The sequence below is a fragment of the Streptomyces sp. NPDC001100 genome (genome assembly GCF_053598575.1).
This window is the reverse complement of the sequence record NZ_JBSFKO010000001.1, coordinates 338,119-354,936: the sequence shown is the minus strand read 5'-3', so window position 1 is coordinate 354,936 and position 16,818 is coordinate 338,119. Positions and strand designations below refer to the sequence as shown.

16 protein-coding genes are annotated in these 16,818 nt (G+C 72.9%); 5 read left to right on the top strand and 11 right to left on the bottom strand.

Annotation, left to right across the window (positions count from 1 at the left end; all coding sequences use genetic code 11):
* Positions 1 to 17: 17 nt before the first annotated feature.
* From ACWDEW_RS01615 to ACWDEW_RS01600, 4 genes are all read right to left on the bottom strand, one after another.
* Positions 18 to 1,823, bottom strand: coding sequence for a vWA domain-containing protein (locus tag ACWDEW_RS01615; protein WP_450508524.1), 1,806 nt, complete (start codon positions 1,821 to 1,823; stop codon positions 18 to 20).
* 67 nt (positions 1,824 to 1,890) lie between these two features.
* A complete protein-coding gene (locus tag ACWDEW_RS01610; RefSeq protein WP_450508522.1) occupies positions 1,891 to 2,952 on the bottom strand; it encodes an ATP-binding protein in 1,062 nt (353 codons plus the stop codon).
* Positions 2,953 to 3,031: 79 nt separating this feature from the next.
* Positions 3,032 to 5,107: an alkaline phosphatase family protein gene (locus tag ACWDEW_RS01605; RefSeq protein WP_450508520.1), complete on the bottom strand. Its 2,076-nt coding sequence runs from the start codon at positions 5,105 to 5,107 to the stop codon at positions 3,032 to 3,034.
* 82 nt (positions 5,108 to 5,189) lie between these two features.
* On the bottom strand, positions 5,190 to 5,621 hold the full coding sequence (locus tag ACWDEW_RS01600; RefSeq protein WP_450508518.1) for a hypothetical protein: 432 nt from the start codon (positions 5,619 to 5,621) through the stop codon (positions 5,190 to 5,192).
* 85 nt (positions 5,622 to 5,706) lie between these two features.
* On the opposite strand from ACWDEW_RS01600, the gene ACWDEW_RS01595 reads away from it, so the two are divergent.
* Both ACWDEW_RS01595 and ACWDEW_RS01590 read left to right on the top strand, forming a co-directional pair.
* Positions 5,707 to 6,480 (top strand): MBL fold metallo-hydrolase, encoded by a 774-nt coding sequence (locus ACWDEW_RS01595; protein ID WP_450508517.1) that lies wholly within the window; start codon positions 5,707 to 5,709, stop codon positions 6,478 to 6,480.
* Positions 6,477 to 7,106, top strand: coding sequence for a DedA family protein (locus ACWDEW_RS01590; RefSeq protein ID WP_450508515.1), 630 nt, complete (start codon positions 6,477 to 6,479; stop codon positions 7,104 to 7,106). The genes ACWDEW_RS01595 and ACWDEW_RS01590 overlap by 4 nt, the downstream gene beginning before the upstream one ends.
* Before the next feature lie 66 nt (positions 7,107 to 7,172).
* Here the strand turns inward: ACWDEW_RS01590 and ACWDEW_RS01585 are convergent, their stop codons facing one another.
* From ACWDEW_RS01585 to ACWDEW_RS01555, 7 genes are all read right to left on the bottom strand, one after another.
* Positions 7,173 to 8,231, bottom strand: a complete 1,059-nt coding sequence (locus ACWDEW_RS01585) for an MBL fold metallo-hydrolase (protein ID WP_450508513.1) — start codon at positions 8,229 to 8,231, stop codon at positions 7,173 to 7,175.
* Positions 8,228 to 9,475: an aminotransferase class I/II-fold pyridoxal phosphate-dependent enzyme gene (locus tag ACWDEW_RS01580; protein WP_450508511.1), complete on the bottom strand. Its 1,248-nt coding sequence runs from the start codon at positions 9,473 to 9,475 to the stop codon at positions 8,228 to 8,230. Before ACWDEW_RS01580 ends, ACWDEW_RS01585 begins: the two co-directional genes overlap by 4 nt.
* A gap of 49 nt (positions 9,476 to 9,524) precedes the next feature.
* Positions 9,525 to 10,115, bottom strand: coding sequence for a hypothetical protein (locus ACWDEW_RS01575; protein ID WP_450508509.1), 591 nt, complete (start codon positions 10,113 to 10,115; stop codon positions 9,525 to 9,527).
* A gap of 164 nt (positions 10,116 to 10,279) precedes the next feature.
* On the bottom strand, positions 10,280 to 11,074 hold the full coding sequence (locus ACWDEW_RS01570) for an RNA polymerase sigma factor SigF (RefSeq protein WP_450508507.1): 795 nt from the start codon (positions 11,072 to 11,074) through the stop codon (positions 10,280 to 10,282).
* A gap of 114 nt (positions 11,075 to 11,188) precedes the next feature.
* Positions 11,189 to 11,461 (bottom strand): DUF6158 family protein, encoded by a 273-nt coding sequence (locus ACWDEW_RS01565; RefSeq protein ID WP_406452334.1) that lies wholly within the window; start codon positions 11,459 to 11,461, stop codon positions 11,189 to 11,191.
* Between the two features lie 31 nt (positions 11,462 to 11,492).
* Entirely contained in the window at positions 11,493 to 13,112 is a 1,620-nt protein-coding gene (locus tag ACWDEW_RS01560; protein ID WP_450508504.1) for an ABC-F family ATP-binding cassette domain-containing protein, read from the bottom strand.
* Positions 13,113 to 13,177: 65 nt separating this feature from the next.
* On the bottom strand, positions 13,178 to 13,849 hold the full coding sequence (locus ACWDEW_RS01555) for a histidine phosphatase family protein (RefSeq protein ID WP_450508503.1): 672 nt from the start codon (positions 13,847 to 13,849) through the stop codon (positions 13,178 to 13,180).
* Between the two features lie 98 nt (positions 13,850 to 13,947).
* Here ACWDEW_RS01555 and ACWDEW_RS01550 point away from each other — a divergent pair, with 98 nt between their 5' ends.
* The 3 genes from ACWDEW_RS01550 to ACWDEW_RS01540 all read left to right on the top strand — a co-directional run bounded on the left by ACWDEW_RS01550 (position 13,948) and on the right by ACWDEW_RS01540 (position 16,782).
* Positions 13,948 to 15,465 carry a phosphatase PAP2 family protein gene (locus ACWDEW_RS01550; protein WP_450508501.1) on the top strand — a complete coding sequence of 506 codons (1,518 nt, stop codon included), beginning with the start codon at positions 13,948 to 13,950 and terminating at the stop codon, positions 15,463 to 15,465.
* A gap of 78 nt (positions 15,466 to 15,543) precedes the next feature.
* Entirely contained in the window at positions 15,544 to 16,365 is an 822-nt protein-coding gene (locus tag ACWDEW_RS01545; RefSeq protein WP_450508499.1) for a class I SAM-dependent methyltransferase, read from the top strand.
* 69 nt (positions 16,366 to 16,434) lie between these two features.
* On the top strand, positions 16,435 to 16,782 hold the full coding sequence (locus tag ACWDEW_RS01540; protein WP_019071338.1) for a VOC family protein: 348 nt from the start codon (positions 16,435 to 16,437) through the stop codon (positions 16,780 to 16,782).
* Positions 16,783 to 16,818: the final 36 nt, after the last annotated feature.

The following is a 16,818-nucleotide window of genomic DNA, read 5'->3' as shown; positions in this document are numbered from 1 at the left end:
TCCGATCACATTCAGGTTCAGCGCACCCGGAAGACCGGTCCACGGGGGGTGAACGGCAGGCGAGCACCTTGCGGAATCAGATAGGCGTGCTCGCGCCGCACCCTCAGTACGTCGCACCAGCCGTCGGTGATGACGAGGACGGGCGCCGCCGGCGGGAAGTCGTCGGCGCGGTGCAACAGGTCGATTCCGGGCTGCAGTACGGTCCCGCCGCGCCCGTGCACACGCACCCGGCCGGCGATGTCGGTGACCGGCACGTAGCCCGCGTCGTGCGGGGCCGCGTCGCAGAACACGACCCGGGCGGCCGGTACGTCACGGGCCTCGGCGTACGAGGCGATCGCGCCCAGTGCCTTGCCGAGGAGGCTGTGGTTCATGGAGCCGGAGGTGTCGAGGACGACGCCGAAGGTGCAGCGGGCGACCTCCTCGGGCGGGAAATAGTGGCCGGCGCGCGGGATGTCGGGGGTGGAGGACTGGCGGCGCGAGGGACGGGCGTACGACCGTACGGGTTCCGGTCTGGGCACGAACTCGTCGAACCAGCGGGCGAGTTGGGCGTCCCAGGGCAGGGGCGGGTGGCTGAGGGCGCGGATCTCCTCGACCAACCCGCCGGGCAGGAAGCCGCGTTCGTGCTGCTGGTGCAGGTCCAGGCCGCGGGCGAGGCCGCGCCGGTAGAACTCGTCGAGGTCGACGTAGTCGCGGGCGCTGCCGAGCGGCCCGCCGAGGATGTCGCCGGTGCCCTTGCCGCGCAGGGTGGCCAGGCGGCGGGTGCGGCGCAGGTCGGCGGTGATGCGGTCGTAGACCTCCTCGGCGGAGAGGTCCTTCAACTCCGGGTCGTACAGCAGGCCTTCGGGCATCGTGCCGATGTCCATCTCGCGCAGCCAGCCGTTGACGACGTAGTCGGCGGCGACGTTGAAGAGGAACGGGTCGCGGGTGCCGCAGCGGTCGCCGTGGCGCAGGGCGGCGTGCAGCATCTCGTGGGCGAGGACGAACCGCCATTCCTCGGCGTCGAACTGGCGCAGCGGGTTGATGTAGATCTCGGCGGCCTCGGTGTCGACGGCGGCGACCGAGATGCCGTGGGCGCGGGCGAGTTCGGCGTCGGCGACGAGGGTGATCCCGGCCGCGATGCCGCCGAGCAGCGGGTAGTGGGAGACGAACCAGCTCAGGGCGCGTTCCCAGGGCTGCAGCCGGGTGGGGCCGCCGTACATCGAGTCGCGGCGGCCGCCGGCGAGGTCCATGGCGACGGACATGGTGCGGGTGAGGGCGCCGGCGAAGGCGATCTGCCAGTCGACGGGGTTCCCGGGCCAGCCCTGCCACGGTACGAGCCGCTGGTCGGGGGCGCCGCCTGCCGTACCGCAGTGTTCGTAGGCGGCCGGGATGCCGTCGCGGCGCCAGCGGGCGGCGAGTTGTTCCTCGTCGCCCGAGGGGTAGGCGGCGGGCAGGTCCTCGGGGGTGCGGCCGATGGGGAAGGTGAGCAGGAAGCGGTTGACGACGACGCAGCGGGCGGCGAGGTCGAAGCGGTCGGGCTGTTCGCGCTCGCCGTTGGCGCCGGGGACGTGGCCGAAGCCGAGATGGATGAGCGCGTGCGCGATCGCCCAGGCCCATTCGGCGGGTTCGGCGAGGCGGGTGGGGTGCGCGTGGAGATACCCGTTGGAGTTGACGAGCACGAGTCCGTCGCGGGGCGCGGCCCGGCAGTCCTCCTCCCGGCACAGCTCGAAGTCGATCGCGGCGAGCGCGGGGTTGGCCCACACGAGCTTCAGCCCGGCGGTGAAGGCCTCGGTCGCCGGGTCGGGCTTCTTCTTCTCGGGGTCCTTCTTGCGGGTGCGGCTCACGGGCCGGCCTCCGGCATCTGTGCGGCGCCGAACTCCGGTGCCCGCAACGCCAGTCCAGGTACGTGTGTCACCGGCGTGCCTCCACCAGCCGGGGCATGTCCCGGGCCGCCTCCACCAGGAACCAGGCCGGGAGGACCGGGTTGCCGTCGTCGTCCGAGGCGATGACGCTCTGGGCCACCTCGACGGAGATCTCGGCGAGTTGGACGAGGAGGGACTTGGCGCGGTACGCGGTCTGCCGGCCGTTCGCCGACAAGTGGTCCTTGCTGGCGGGGAGTTCCTTGATGAGGCGGCCCCGGAAGGACTCGGCGAGGTAGTAGAGGAGGTCGCGGTCCTCGGTGCGGCCGGGCCAGCGGGCGTCGCCCTTGAGGACGGCCTCGATGCCGAAGCGGCTGCGAACGATCTTGACGTAGCCGCAGAACGCGACCGCGTGCGCGGGCGTCAGGGTGCCGTGCGCGACGACCTTGAGGGTGTCCTCGTCGAGGTCGGGCCCGAAGGAGCCGAGCGCGTCGGAGAGCATGTGCCAGGAGCGGGGCGTGGAGAAGGGCTCCTCGGTCTTCGGCGGCTTGGACCACAGGTGATCGGGGCGGTCGGTGAGGTGGTCGAGGATCCACGGGTGGATGCCGTTGGCTGCGGCCCACGTGAGCCAGTCCTTCGGGGACGCCTCCAGGTGGACGTGGGTGAGCCGGTTGACCAGCGCGGAGGCGATCGGGCGGGCCAGCGCGTTGTCGGTCGCGCGGTTGCCGGCGCCGATCACGATGGAGCCCTTGGGGAGTTCGTAGGTGCCGATGCGGCGGTCCAGGATCAGCGAGTAGAACGCCTTCTGCACATCCGGTGTGGCCGCGTTGAGTTCGTCCAGGAACAGGCAGTACGGCTCGTCGCGCGCGATGGCCTCCGGCGGGCAGAACACCGACCGTCCGTCACGGATCTGCGGTACGCCGATCAGGTCCTCGGGTGCGAGCTGGGTGCCCAGCAGGCTGACGCACTCCAGTCCCAGCGACTGGGCGAACTCCCTTACCAGGGAGGACTTTCCGATGCCGGGCGCGCCCCAGAGGAAGACGGGGCGGACGGTCGCGAGACCCAGCAGCAGTTCGGGGATCCGGGCGGGAGTGACGGTGACGGCAGCCTGCAAGGCAGCGGCTCCTGAAGGAGGTTCGGGGTGGGGAGACTCGAACAGTGTGTGCTCACGAACCGCCCGCCGCAGCCCATTTTCAGGCGACCCGCTCCTCCGGCCCCGCCGCCAGCGGCACCTGGGGGCCGTTCAACTCCCGCAGCCAGCGCCGCAGTACGCGGTGCACGTGCTCGGCGCCGACGAGGTCCTCGCCGTCCTCGACCGGTGCGGAGAGGGTGCGCGGCGACAGCAGGAACGGCCTGCCCTGGCAGCCGCCGAGGCCGCCGTGCGAGCCGATCTGCTCCTCGAAGGCAAGGACTTCGCCCTCGGCCGGGTCGTACCAGGAGTTGACCATGATGTCGGCGGTGTGCGGGAAGGAGTGGGTGCGCCGGACGGCGTCCGCGACGCCGGGGCCGAAGTCCGCCAACGGGTCCTGTTTGTCGTCGAGTTCGGCCACCGGCAGCTCCGCGCCGTGCGCGCCGAGGACGACTCCGCCGTGCTCCGCGCTGCGCACCAGGACGAAGCCGACACCGGGGTGGTTGGCGAGGGTGGTGAGGAGTGCCGGGTGGCGGGCGTCGATCTCCTCCTTGGTCATGCGGTGCGGCACGTCCGGGAAGGAGACCAGGCCCAGGTTGCCGGAGGCCAGCACGATCGGCTCCGAGTGCCGACCGGAGTGGACCTGCCGCTCGTCGCCGTCCTTGGCGGGCCTGCGCAGCGCCGCGCGGACGGCGGCGCGGGCCTCGGCGCCGCTGTGGGTGCGGCGGGCCCGGCGCGGCACGGGCAGCCCGCAGCCCGCGCGCACGAGGTCGCCGAGGGTGAGGCCGTAGCGGCCCTGGAAGGTTTCGCCGGGGCTCTGGCCGTGGTCGGAGAGGACGACGATGCGGTACGGCCGCGGGGCGTGCTCGGCGACGTTCTCGATCAACGCGATGGAACGGTCCAGGCGTTGGAGGACCTTGGCGGCGTCGCGGCTGTGCGGTCCCGAGTGGTGGGCGACCTCGTCGTAGGCCACGAGGTCGGCGTAGACGGCGGTGCGGCCGGCCAGCATGTCGCCCATGACCGCGGCGACGACGACGTCCCGTTCCACGACGGTCGCGAAGGCGCGGACGAGGGGGTAGAGGCCGCCGCGCTTGACGCGGGGGCGCTGCCTGGTGAGGCGGGAGCGGGTGGACTGGCCGATCTCGCGGCCGACCTCGGCGACGAAGGACATCGCGGTGCGGACGGCGTTGGCGGGGTCGGAGAAGTAGGCGAAGTAGCCCGCGCGGGAACGGTTCTCCCGGCCCCGGCGGCGGATCGCGATGGACAGCACGAGGGCCTGTTCGTCGGCGCCGCCGCTGAACAGGTTGCCGCGGCTGGCACCGTCCACGGTGAGGAGGCCGCCGTCACCGGTGTGCTCGATGGCGCGGCGCTGGAGCTCGGCGGCGCTGGTCGGGCGGTTGCAGACCATCACCTCGCCGGTGTCCTTCTCGTACCAGCGGAACGCGGGGATGTCGTGGTTGGAGCCGTGCAGGATGCCGAGCTGGCTGGCGCCGGTCTGGCTGGACCAGTCGGTGCGCCAGGGGGTGAGGCGGTGGGTGGGGCGGGGGCCGCCGAGGAGCCGCGCGACCGTGGGCATCAGCCCCTTCTCCATCGCGTCGAGCAGGACGTCGTGGCCGACGCCGTCGAGCTGGAGGAAGACGGTGCCGGGCGAGGAGGGGCCGGGCGGGAGGGCTCTGCGGCGGCGGTCGGCGAGGCGGTAGAGGCGGCGGCGGTAGGCGTCGTCGTCGCGGACGGCCAGGGCACCGCCGGTCGCCGAAGCCACGGCGGACATCACGGCGGCGACGACCACGGCGGTCTCGGGGGCGACCTGGCCGCGCAGGCCGCCGTCCGGATTGATGCGCAGGGCGATCAGCAGCAGCGACCCGTTGAGGACGAAGACCAGGAGGCCGAGGACGAGTGCGGGCACCAGCAGCAACAGGCGTACCAGCAGCGGCCAGACCAGGGCCGACAGCACACCGAAGGCACCGGCGCCGAGCGCGGCCGTGACCGCGATCCGGGTGGCGCTGTCGCCGTCCGCGGACTGGAGCTGGAAGTCCGGCAGGATCCCGGCGAGCACCAGCATGGTGACCGTGGAGACGGCCCACACCGCGATGCTCCGCCCGACCTGACTGGCGAGCCGCCGCCAACGCCCTCCGCCCACGCCCCGTACACCTCACGTCCCGGGCCCGTCGACCTGGCGGGCCTGTCCCCAGCCTGTCATACGGGACGCGGGGACCCCTGGGTCAGCGGCCGTCGTAGCCGGCCGTGGGCATCGACAGCCGCCGGTGGACGCGGGCCTTGGCCTGGGCGTCGTAGGAGGGTTCCGCGCTGCCCACCGTCTCGATCCGCACCCCGCGGCGCGCGCACTCGTCGGTGAACTCCTCCACGGAGGACAGCGCGCTCTCCAGGACCCGGCGGCTGGGGGCGACGAACAGGTCGAGGCCGGGGCGGACGCCGTCCCACAGGGCGCAGTGGTCAGGGCGCAGTTTACGCACCAGGAGTTCGCGGGCGATCACATAGCCGTGGTCGGCGGCCCAGCGCGCGCACATGGCGTGCTGGCTGCGCGAGTCGACCAGGAAGGGGTCCTCGTCCAGTTCCTCCAGCGGTGTCAGGCTGGCGATCGCCGTGACCCTGACCCGCGAGGGCATACCGGAGGCACCGCGTACCTGTCCCATGGCGTCCCCCTCACCTCCGGGTTTCGCCGCCGACCCTACTCCTGCCCGTAGGCTTCGGGGGAGTCGCGCGAAGGAGGCAAAGAAGGTGCCGGTGGAGATCACCTGGTGGGGTCACGCCACCTGCACGATCGAGGACTCGGACATACGCGTCCTCACCGACCCCCTGTTCGCCCGCCGGCTCGCGCACCTACGACGCCGCCGGGGCGCGGTGCCGCCGCCCGGGGCCCACCGCGCGGACCTGGCGCTCGTCTCCCATCTGCACGCCGACCACCTGCACCTTCCCTCGCTCGCCGCCCTCGCCCCGGGCACGCGCCTGCTCGTGCCCCGGGGCGCACTCCGCGCGGTGCCCGGGTTGCGCCGGCTCCGGCAGCTGCGGATCGACGAGGTGTCCCCGGGCGACCGGACGATGGTCGGTGACCTGGTGGTACGGGCCGTACCCGCGCGGCACGACGGGCGGCGGCTGCCCGTCGGTCCGCACCGCTCCCCCGCGCTGGGCTACGTCGTCGAGGGCGAGGCGCGCACCTACTTCGCCGGGGACACCGGGCTGTTCGACGACATGGCCAAGGAGGTCGGGCCGGTCGACGTGGCGCTGCTGCCGGTCGGCGGCTGGGGACCCTATCTCGGCGAGGGGCATCTGGACGCGGGGCGCGCGGCCCAGGCGCTGGTGCGGCTCGCGCCGCGCAGTGCGGTGCCGGTGCACTACGGCACGTACTGGCCGATCGGGATGGACGCGGTGCGCCCGCACGAATTCCACACGCCGGGCGACGAGTTCGTGCGGATCGCGGCCCAAGTGGCGCCCGCTGTGGCCGTGCACCGGCTCGGGCACGGCGAGAGCGTACGTCCGCAGGTCGCCCGGTGAGCTGGCTCGCGGACGCGCTGTCCGCGACCACGACGACCTCGCCCGAGTCCACTCAACAGGCCATCGGCTACCCGACGTTGTTCCTGCTGGTGCTGTTCGGGGCGCTGGTGCCGGTGATCCCGACGGGGGCGCTGGTGAGTTCGGCGGCCGTGGTCGCGTTCCACCAGACGGCGCCGTTCGCGCTGGCGCTGGTGTTCGTGACGGCCTCGCTGGCCGCGTTCCTCGGGGACATCACGCTGTACTGGCTGGGGCGGCGCGGGATGGGGTCGAAGAACGGCTCGCGCTGGCTGGAGGCGCTCCGCGCGCGGGCTCCGGAGGACCGTCTTGAGCAGGCCCAGAAGAAGCTGGCCGACCACGGGGTGACGGTGCTGATCCTGTCCCGAATGGTGCCGGCCGGCCGCATCCCGGTGATGCTGGCCTGTCTGCTGGCCGAGTGGCCGATCCGCCGGTTCGCCCGCGGCAACGCGCCCGCGTGTCTGGCCTGGGCCGTGACGTACCAGCTGATCGGCATCCTCGGGGGCTCCCTGTTCCCCGAGCCTTGGGAGGGTGTGGTGGCGGCGGTCGCGCTGACCGTGGTGATCAGCGCGGCGCCCGGTGTCTGGAAGCGGGTTCGGGCTGCCGGGTGAGGGTTCGTTGCGGGGTGCGGGCCGGTGGGGGCTGGTCACGCAGTTCCCCGCGCCCCCAAAAGCACCTCATCCCAGGACTCTTGAAGAGCCCACCGGTAGATCCCACAGGTCTTCTCGGGCCAACTCGGCTTTCTCCCAAGCCGCCCTGACCCGCGTCAGCGGCTCCAGCACCGGCTCCGCCGACAGGACGAACGTGCCCCAGTGCATCGGGGCCATCCGGCGCGCGCCCAAGTCCTGGGCCGCCCGCACCGCCTCCTCCGGATCGCAGTGGACGTCGCTCAGCCACCAGCGCGGGTCGTAGGCCCCGATGGGCAGCAGGGCCAGGTCGATTCCCGGATAGCGGCGGCCGATACGCGAGAACCAGTGGCCGTAGCCCGTGTCGCCCGCGAAGTAGACGCGCTGTCCGTCCGGTGCCGTCATCACCCAGCCGCCCCACAGGGAGTGGCAGGTGTCGGTGAGGCTGCGCTTGGACCAGTGGTGGGCGGGGACGAAGTCGAGCCGTACGCCGTCGAGTCGGGCCGCCTCCCACCAGTCGAGTTCGGTGACGCGGGTGAATCTGCGGCGCCGGAACCAGCTGCCGAGGCCGGCCGGGGCGAACACCGGGGTGTGGCGCGGGAGTCGGCGCAGGGTGGGGGCGTCGAGGTGGTCGTAGTGGTTGTGGCTGATGACGACGGCGTCGATCGGCGGGAGTGATTCCCAGGCGACGCCGACGGGGGTGATGCGGGCCGGGGTGCCGAGGATGCGGCGGGACCAGACCGGGTCGGTGAGGATCGTCAGGCCGCCGATCTGCACCACCCAACTGGCGTGTCCCGCCCAGGTGACGGCGACGGTCAGGGAGTCGACCCGGGGCAACGGCTCGGGGGCGAACGGGAGTCGGGGGATGTCGGCGAGCCCCTCGGGGCGGGGCCTTACGGAGCCCTCGCGGGCGAAGCGGGCGATCGCCTTGAGGCCGGGCAGCGGGGCGGTGAGCCGGTCGTGGAAGGTCCGGGGCCACACGCGCCGCTCGCCGAGGGGGCGGGGCTCGGCGAGCGGCGGGGACGAGGGGGTGAAGGGGGACAGGGGCGCCGTACGGTCGGCGTCCGGGGTCGTCGTACTCGTCGTGGTCGACTCGGACTGCTGCGTCATCGAGGAGGCTCCCATCGCTGAGCGTCGTCGCGGAGATCGTCGAAGATCGACCTCAAGGACATCAACGCGCGTTGCACGTGTGGCAGTTCCAACGGCACGGGTGACATGAGGCATTCCGCGCGTTCCTCGTCGGTTCGGCCCAGCAGTGGTCCGGTGGACAGCCGTACCCGCAGCGCGCCCAGGTCGTCGCCGAAGCGGTGGCCGCCCGGCGCGGGCATGCCGAGCCGGGCGGTGAGGAACTCCTCCAGGTCCTGCGCGTCGCCCACCCCCTGCGGGGTGAGCGCGTGGCGCAACGGCCCGAGATCGACGTACAGATGGCGTCCCGCCTGCGGCGGCCGGGAGAACGCGCCCGCCCCGGTGACGGCGGCGTGCGCGGCGGCGGCCACGCGCGCGTGCAGGGCTACGGCGGTGTCGCGGCGGGCGACGACGGGTGCGGGTTCGCCGAGGGCGTGGGCGGCCGCGGCGGCGACGGGTGCGGCGACCCGGGCGCCGAGTGCGGTGAGGACGTCGAGCACGCGCGCGTGGAGCGCGTTCCCGGCGCGGCCGGCGGGGAAGCGGGCGACGGCGGCGGGCCAGCCGGACGGGAGGAGCGCGCCGGCGAGGTCGGTGACGACGGTGACCCGCTCGGGCAGCATCTCGGCGGGGCTGAGCAGCATGGTGCGCCGGGGCGCGTGCAGGGTGTCGCGCCAGGTCTCGTCGCTGACCAGGTGCAGGCCCTCGCCCGCGGCGGCCTCGACGGTCTCGTGCATGACCTCGGGCGGCGCCACGGTGGCGGTGGGATCGTCGGCGACCGACAGCACCAGCAGCCGCGGGTCACCGCCCTCGTCCCGGACCCTGCGCACGGTCTCCAGCAGGGCGTACGGGTCGGGCACCCCGCCGCACTCGGCCGGAGTGCCCACATGGAACACGGGTCTGCCCAGCAGCCGGGCGTACGGCGCCCACCAGGCGGCGCAGGGTCTGGGCACCAGGACGTCGCCGCCGAGGGCTGCGGTCAGCGCGACCAGCAGTGCGGGGGCGCCCGGGGCGGCGGCCAGGCGGGCGGGCTCGGCGGGCAGGCCCCGGCGTTCGAAGTAGCCGCCGGCGGCCTCCAGCAGTGCGGGGGCTCCGCCGACCGGCTGTTCCTCGGTGCGGCTCGCGGCGGCGGCGAGGACGGCGGCCAGTTCCGGCAGGACGGGCAGTCCGTCGTCGGGGAGCACCGGCCCGTAGCGGACGGGTCCCTGGCCTACCGCGTCCGCCTGCCGCATGGTGCCTCCGCGCAAGTCCCTGGTGCCGTGCCGTGACCTCGTCGTGCCCTCAGTGTCCCGGCGTCCGCCTGCGCAGCCGGTACACGGCGCCGCCGAGCGCGCCCGCGATCAGCACACCGCCGGCGACCAGCGCCGGCACGGAGTCGGTGAAGGTGCCGCCCTCCCCGGCCCGCACCCCGCGCTCGATCACGGCGGCACCGGCGCAGGAATCGCCCCGGGGTTCCTGACACGGCCGCTGTCCGTCCCCGCCACCGTGTTCGACACTGAAGGTCGCACTCCACGGCTTGCCCTGGCCGCCGGGCGGCGCCGGACAGGTCCCGTCGACGGTCCACGCGGCGTCGCGCTCGACCCCGTCCGTGGAGATCCGTGCGGTCCCCCGGTAAGCGGCTCCGGCGGCCCGGTCGTCGTTGCCGGGCACGCGTTGCAGCTGGACGGTCCCGCCGTCGAAACCCTGGGACGTGGCGTCGACGGTGTCGGCCGCGGTCCCCCCGATCCCCTCGCAGGTGACGGAGACGGTGACGCTCCCACCCGCCCGCACGCTGCTCGGACTGACCTCGGCGGCCGGATCGGCGGCCACGACCGGTCCGGCGGCGCCCCCGACAAGAGCGACGACGGACAGGGCGAGTGCGGTGCGGCGCATGAGCGGTGCTCCTTAGACCGAGGACGGCGGCAACACCATCGAAGCCCGGTCAGGAGAGAGCCGCGCGCGGCGAGACCCGAGCGAGTGAACACCGGGCGAGTTCGTACAGGGGCGCGAGGAACTGCGCGACCGGCCCCCACAGCCCTGCAGCCGACGCACAACCCCTACGCGGCGTCCTCAAGAACCTGTTCCCGAATCCGCCGACAACACCGGCTGATCAAGCGGGACACGTGCATCTGCGAGATCCCGAACTCCTCCGCGATCCGACTCTGCGTCATGTCCCCGAAGAACCTCAGGTACAGAATCTCCCGCTCCCGCTCGGGCAGCGCGGCCAACCGCGGCTTCACGGCCTCGCGGTCCACCACGACGTCCAACGCCGGATCGGCGGACCCGAGTACGTCCCCCAACGCCCACCCGTCCGTACCGCCGGAGGCCTCCGCGTCCAACGACAAGGCGCTGAAACTCTCCAGCGCCTCCAGACCGGCCCGCACGTCCTCCTCGGAGAGGCACGCGTGCGCGGCGAGTTCCGTCACGGTCGGCCGCCGCCCCGGCACCGTCTGCGCCAGTTCCTGCCCGGCGACCCGGACCCGGTTCCGCAGATCCTGCACCCGGCGCGGCACGTGCAGCGTCCACATGTGGTCGCGGAAGTGCCGTTTGATCTCGCCGGTGATGGTCGGTACGGCGTAGCTCTCGAAAGCGTTGCCGCGCCCGGGGTCGTAGCGGTCGACGGCCTTGACCAGGCCGAGGGCGGCGACCTGTCGTAAGTCCTCGGTGTTCTCGCCCCGGTTGCGGAACCGTCCGGCGAGCCGGTCGGCCATGGGCAGCCAGGCCTCCACGATGTGTTCGCGGACGGTGTCGTGCTGCGGGCCGGGCGGCAGCGTGACCAGGGTGCGGAACGCCTCCGCGGTGTCGGGTGTGTCGGGGTGGGAACGTCGCCTGCTGTTGATGCGAGTGGGCATGGTGCGTCACAACTCCCTTGAGCATGCTCCGGGTTGGACGGTCACCGGTGGGAACGCGTTTGCGATCCAGCGCTGGTGGTTCGCCTGCCCCCGACCTCAAGGCACAAACCCGCGTCACTCCCGCTCGCGTGCCCCCTGCCGGGTGCGGCCGGGGGCCACGAGGCGGCGCGGATGGCGGCGCAGGTACTCGCCCTCCAGCCGGGCCATGCGGTCGTTGTGGGCGCGCAGCGCGTCGTTCGAGCCGTACAGCAGGGTGTCGTGGCGCGTGCGGTGGATGGTCTCCAGCTCCTTCATGAGCTGGGAGTCGTCCAGGCGCGCAGGGTCGACTCCGGTCATGGTGTGCCCCGCTCGTCGAGTCTCACGGTCCTGAGACCACTCTACGAACATTCGGGCCCCGCGGCCTCCGCACTGCACGGACCTACCGTGCGCGCTCCACCCGCCGCTCGTCCCACACGGGCTCGGTGCTCTCGCGGACCCTGCCGTCGCTGCCGAAGACCAGATAGCGGTCGAAGGAGCGGGCGAACCAGCGGTCGTGGGTGACGGAGAGGACCGTGCCGTCGAAGGCCTCAAGGCCTTCCTGGAGGGCTTCCGCGGACTCCAGGTCGAGGTTGTCGGTGGGCTCGTCGAGGAGCAGGGCGGTGACGCCCTGGAGTTCCAGGAGGAGGATCTGGAAGCGGGCCTGCTGGCCGCCGGAGAGCCGGTCGAAGCTCTGCTCGGCCTGGCCGGTGAGCTCGTAGCGGCGCAGCCGGGACATGGCGGGGCCCTGGGCCTGGGCGTGCTCCTTCCACAGGATGTCGAGGAGGGTGCGGCCCTGGAGTTCGGGGTGCGCGTGGGTCTGCGCGAAGTGTCCCGCCACGACGCGCGCGCCGAGCTTCCACTCCCCCGTGTGCTGGACGTCGTCGCCGGCGAGCAGGCGCAGGAAGTGCGACTTGCCCGAGCCGTTGGAGCCGAGGACGGCGACGCGTTCGCCGTAGAAGACCTCCAGATCGAAGGGTTTCATCAGCCCCGTCAGTTCAAGTCCCTTGCAGGTGACGGCCCTTACTCCGGTGCGGCCGCCCTTGATGCGCATGGTGATGTCCTGTTCGCGGGGCGGCTCGGGGGGCGGGCCCGCCTCCTCGAACTTGCGCAGGCGGGTCTGGGCGGCCTGGTAGCGGGAGGCCAACTCGTGGGAGATGGACGCGGCCTGACGGAGGTTCAGGACGAGCTTCTTCAGCTGGGCGTGCTTCTCGTCCCAGCGGCGGCGCAACTCCTCGAATCGGGCGAAGCGTTCGCGCCGGGCCTCGTGGTAGGTGGCGAAGCCGCCGCCGTGCACCCAGGCGTCGGCGCCGGTCGGCGAGGGCTCGACGGAGACGATCTTCTCGGCGGCGCGGGCGAGGAGTTCACGGTCGTGGGAGACGAACAGGACCGTCTTGCGGGTCTCCTTGAGCCGCTCCTCCAGCCAGCGCTTGCCGGGTACGTCGAGGTAGTTGTCGGGCTCGTCGAGCAGCAGCACCTCGTCGCTCCCGCGCAGCAGCGCCTCCAGCACGAGCCGCTTCTGCTCACCGCCGGACAACGTGCTGACCTGCCTGAACTGCGCCTTGTCGTACGGCACTCCGAGCGCGGCCGTGGTGCACATGTCCCAGAGGGTCTCGAACTCGTAGCCGTGCACCTCGGCCCAGTCGGACAGGGCCTGCGCGTAGGCGAGTTGGGCCGCCTCGTCGTCGACGGTCATGATGGCGTGCTCGGCCTTGTCGACCTCGGCGGCGACCGCGCGGATGCGGGGCGGGGCCACCGACACCAGCAGATCCCGTACGGTGCTCTCGTCGCGTACGGAGCCCACGAACTGGCGCATCACGCCCAGGCCGCCGCTCACGGTGACCGTGCCGCCGTGCGGTTTCAGCTCGCCGGAGATCAGCCGGAGCAGGGTCGTCTTGCCGGCGCCGTTGGGCCCGACCAGGGCGACCACGGCGCCTTCGCCGACCCGAAAGGACACATCGCCCAGGAGCGGCCTCCCGTCGGGGAGGTAGTACTCGAGGTGTGCGGCTTCCAGATGTCCCATGACCACGCATTCTGTGGGGCGGCCTCGCGGCCGGGCAAACCCTTATTGTGCCCGCGGGGGCCTCGTTACGGCTTCTGGTCCTCGTCGAGCGGCTGTCCGGTCGGACCCGCGTCCGTGTCCGGCCCGGGCGTCTCCACCGCCGCGCCCGCCCAGGACAGCACCTTCCAGCCGTCGGCCGGTGAGCCGTCCAGGACGACGATGCCGGTGTTGTCGAGGGGGCGGGCGGCGGCGAAGTCCACGTCGACGTTGTCGGCGCGGGCGGCCGTCCACATCCGGATCGCGGCGCCGTGGCTGACCATGGCGACGGTGCGGGCGCCGCTGTCGGCGGCCTCGGCGACGACGCCGTCGTAGCGGGCGAGGGCCTCCACGCCGTTCTCGCCGCCGGGCATCCGCAGCTCCGTGTCACCGGACGCCCAGGCGAACACGATCCGCATGTACTCGTGGCCGGGTTCCCGGTCGCCGGGCAGCATCTCCAGGTCACCGGCGGTCAGCTCGCGGATGCCGTCCCGGACGCGGACGTCGAGGCCACGGGCGGCGGCCAGCGGGGCGGCGGTGTGCTGGGTGCGGATCAGGGTGGAGGCGTAGAGGGCCTCGATGTCCTCGCCGGCCACGGCGGCGGGGAGGGCCGCGGCCTGTCGGCGGCCGAGGTCGGTCAGCCCCGCGCCCGGGATCGCCGTATCGAGGAGGAAGTCCACGTTGGCCGTGGTCTGACCGTGGCGGACGAGGAGCAGGCGCATACGGGGGTTCCTCCGATGGAACGGTCCACCGACGGTGAGACCGGTTCGCCGACGGTCCGCCGGGCAGCGAACGGCCGTTTCAGGGTACCCGGCACCGCATGAGCCCCGACGTCGACCTCACGGTCCCCCTTCCCGGCCGCCACGCCCTGCGCGCATGGCTGCACTCCGTGGACTCCCGTCTCTTCGAGGCCGCGGCCGAGCGGAACTGGCCCGCGGGTGAGCCCGTGCTGCCCCGACTGAGCCGGAGTGCCAATCACGGTGTGCTGTGGTTCGCGACGGCCGCCGCGGTGGCCGCGAGCCGCACTCCGCGGGCCCGACGGGCAGCCGCCCGGGGCATCGCCTCGCTGAGCGCCGCCTCCCTCGCCGTCAACACCATCGGCAAGCGGTTCGTGCGCCGCCACCGGCCCGCCCTGGACCCCGTGCCCCTGGTACGCCGGCTGAAGCGGCAGCCGATCACCACGTCGTTCCCGTCCGGTCACGCGGCGTCGGCGGCGGCCTTCGCGACCGGGGTGGCGCTGGAGTCACCGGCCTGGGGCGCGGTGGTGGCCCCGGTCGCCGTGTCGGTCGCCCTGTCCCGCGTCTACACCGGTGTCCACTTCCCGAGCGATGTGCTGGCCGGGGCCGCGCTGGGGGCGTGCGCGGCGTTCGCGGTGCGCGCGATGGTGCCGACCCGTGGGCGGATCGTGCCGCCGGCCCGGGCCCGTGCGGAGGTGCCTGCGCTGGAGGACGGTGCGGGGCTGGTCATGGTGGTCAACTCGGCGTCGGGCACCGCGGACAAGGCGGACGCACTGACCGACGTGCTGCCCGGCGCGGAGGTCGTGGCCTGTCAACCGGCCGACATCCATGGCGAGTTGGAGAAGGCGGCGGCCCGTGCCCGGGTCCTCGGGGTGTGCGGCGGCGACGGCACGGTGAACGCGGCGGCCGAGGTCGCCCTGCGTCACGGCCTGCCTCTCGCGGTCCTCCCCGGCGGCACCCTCAACCACTTCGCCTACGACCTCGGTGTGGAGGGTCCCCGGGATCTGGGCCGGGCGGTCAGGCAGGGCGACGCCGTCCGGGTGGACGTCGGCCGCTTCACGTCCGGCACCACCCGGGGCGTCTTCCTCAACACGCTGAGCCTGGGCGTCTACCCGGAGCTGGTGCGCGAGCGGGAGCGCTGGGCACCGCGGATCGGCGGCTGGCCGGCGGGCGTGCTGGCGGCGCTGTGGGTGCTGCGCGCGGACCGGCATCCGCTGGAGGCCGAACTCGGCGGCCGCACCCGCCCGTTGTGGATGCTGTTCGCCGGCAACGGCACCTACCACCGGAAGGGGATCGCCTCGGGCCGCCGGGTGGACCTGGCGGACGGCCGCCTCGACGTCCGGATCGTGCACGGCGGACGCAGGCCCGCGCTGCGCCTCCTCGCGGCGGCCCTCGCCGGCCCCTTCACCCGATCCCCCGCCCACGCGGCGGCCCAGGTCCACCGCCTGCGCCTGACCGGCCTGTCGCCCGGCACGCTCCTCGCCTACGACGGTGAAGTCACGGACGTGGAGGGCGAGTTGACGTTGAAGGAGTTGCCGGAGGGGCTGACGGTGTACCGGCCGCTCACCGAATCCCTGATCACCCGTCAGTCCACATCGTAAAACGCAGATCTCATCATTCGACATGCGCGCGTACCGTTCTGCCTACGCCGAAGAAGACGCGAAGGGGTAGGTAGAGACATGCCGAAGCCACAGGAGACCGCCGTCTACACGCACGGGCACCACGAGTCCGTACTGCGCTCGCACACCCAGCGAACCGCCGCCAACTCCGCCGCCTACCTGCTCGGTTCGCTGAAGCCCCACATGAAGATCCTGGACATCGGCTGCGGTCCGGGCACCATCACCGCGGACCTGGCGGCCCTGGTCCCGGACGGCTCCGTCACGGGCGTCGACCGCGAACCGGGCATCCTGGACCAGGCCCGGGCCACCGCCGAAGGACGCGGCCTGACCAACGTCGACTTCGCGGTCGCCGACGTCCACGCCCTGGACTACCCCGACGACACGTTCTGCGTGGTCCACGCCCATCAGGTGCTCCAGCACGTGGGCGATCCGGTGCAGGCGCTGCGGGAGATGGTGCGGGTGACCAAGCCGGGCGGGTTCATCGCCGCCCGGGACGGGGACTACGCGGTGATGACCTGGTACCCGGAGGTACCGGGGCTGGAGAACTGGCTGGAGCTGTACCGGCGGGTGGCCCGCGCCAACGGGGGCGAGCCGGATGCCGGACGCCGTCTCAAATCGTGGGCGATGCGGGCGGGGCTGAGCCACATCACGGCCACGTCGAGCACCTGGACGTTCCACACTCCGGACGAGCGGGCCTGGTGGAGCGGTCTGTGGGCGGACCGCACGGTCGCGTCCTCGTACGCGGCGGTCGCGACCGAGGGCGGCCACGCGACCACCGAGCAGTTGCGCGCCATCGCCGACGCCTGGCGGGAGTGGGGGAAGCAGGACGACGGCTGGTTCGCCGTGCTGCACGGCGAGATCCTCTGCCGCAAGCCCGTCTGACGGGGCGACCGGGCCGGGATCGTCCGAAAGGATCACCACGGCCCGGCCGTCCCAACTAGGCTCGTCCGTATGGACATTCTGGGAGCCACGCTGCGTATCTGCGTCGACGACCTGGAGACCGCCGTCCCCTTCTACGAACGCCTCACGGGCGCCTCGGCGCTCCGTTTCGAGCGCGGCGGGGTGTCGGTGGCCGCGGTCGGGTTCTTCCTGCTGATGAGCGGGCCCGAGGCGGAGTTGGAGGTGTTGCGCAAGGTCTCGGCGACCATCGCCGTCAAGGACGTCGACGAGGCGCACACCCTCCTCACCGAACTCGGTGCCCGGGTCGTCGCGGGCCCGCTGGCGACACCGGTGGGCCGCAACCTGATCGCGGTCCATCCGGACGGGACGGTCTACGAGTACGTGGACCGGCGCGGCTGACGGCCGACCGCCGGTCCAGGTCTCACCTCACCTCAC

What these genes read in the sequence shown, in the direction of transcription:
- ACWDEW_RS01600 (WP_450508518.1), bottom strand. Translation starts at nt 5,621, where the DNA reads ATGGGACAGGTACGCGGTGCCTCCGGTATGCCCTCGCGGGTCAGGGTC.
- ACWDEW_RS01585 (WP_450508513.1), bottom strand. Translation starts at nt 8,231, where the DNA reads ATGACGCAGCAGTCCGAGTCGACCACGACGAGTACGACGACCCCGGAC.
- ACWDEW_RS01580 (WP_450508511.1), bottom strand. Translation starts at nt 9,475, where the DNA reads ATGCGGCAGGCGGACGCGGTAGGCCAGGGACCCGTCCGCTACGGGCCG.
- ACWDEW_RS01575 (WP_450508509.1), bottom strand. Translation starts at nt 10,115, where the DNA reads ATGCGCCGCACCGCACTCGCCCTGTCCGTCGTCGCTCTTGTCGGGGGC.
- ACWDEW_RS01570 (WP_450508507.1), bottom strand. Translation starts at nt 11,074, where the DNA reads ATGCCCACTCGCATCAACAGCAGGCGACGTTCCCACCCCGACACACCC.
- ACWDEW_RS01565 (WP_406452334.1), bottom strand. Translation starts at nt 11,461, where the DNA reads ATGTTCGTAGAGTGGTCTCAGGACCGTGAGACTCGACGAGCGGGGCAC.
- ACWDEW_RS01560 (WP_450508504.1), bottom strand. Translation starts at nt 13,112, where the DNA reads ATGGGACATCTGGAAGCCGCACACCTCGAGTACTACCTCCCCGACGGG.
- ACWDEW_RS01555 (WP_450508503.1), bottom strand. Translation starts at nt 13,849, where the DNA reads ATGCGCCTGCTCCTCGTCCGCCACGGTCAGACCACGGCCAACGTGGAC.
- ACWDEW_RS01550 (WP_450508501.1), top strand. Translation starts at nt 13,948, where the DNA reads ATGAGCCCCGACGTCGACCTCACGGTCCCCCTTCCCGGCCGCCACGCC.
- ACWDEW_RS01545 (WP_450508499.1), top strand. Translation starts at nt 15,544, where the DNA reads ATGCCGAAGCCACAGGAGACCGCCGTCTACACGCACGGGCACCACGAG.
- ACWDEW_RS01540 (WP_019071338.1), top strand. Translation starts at nt 16,435, where the DNA reads ATGGACATTCTGGGAGCCACGCTGCGTATCTGCGTCGACGACCTGGAG.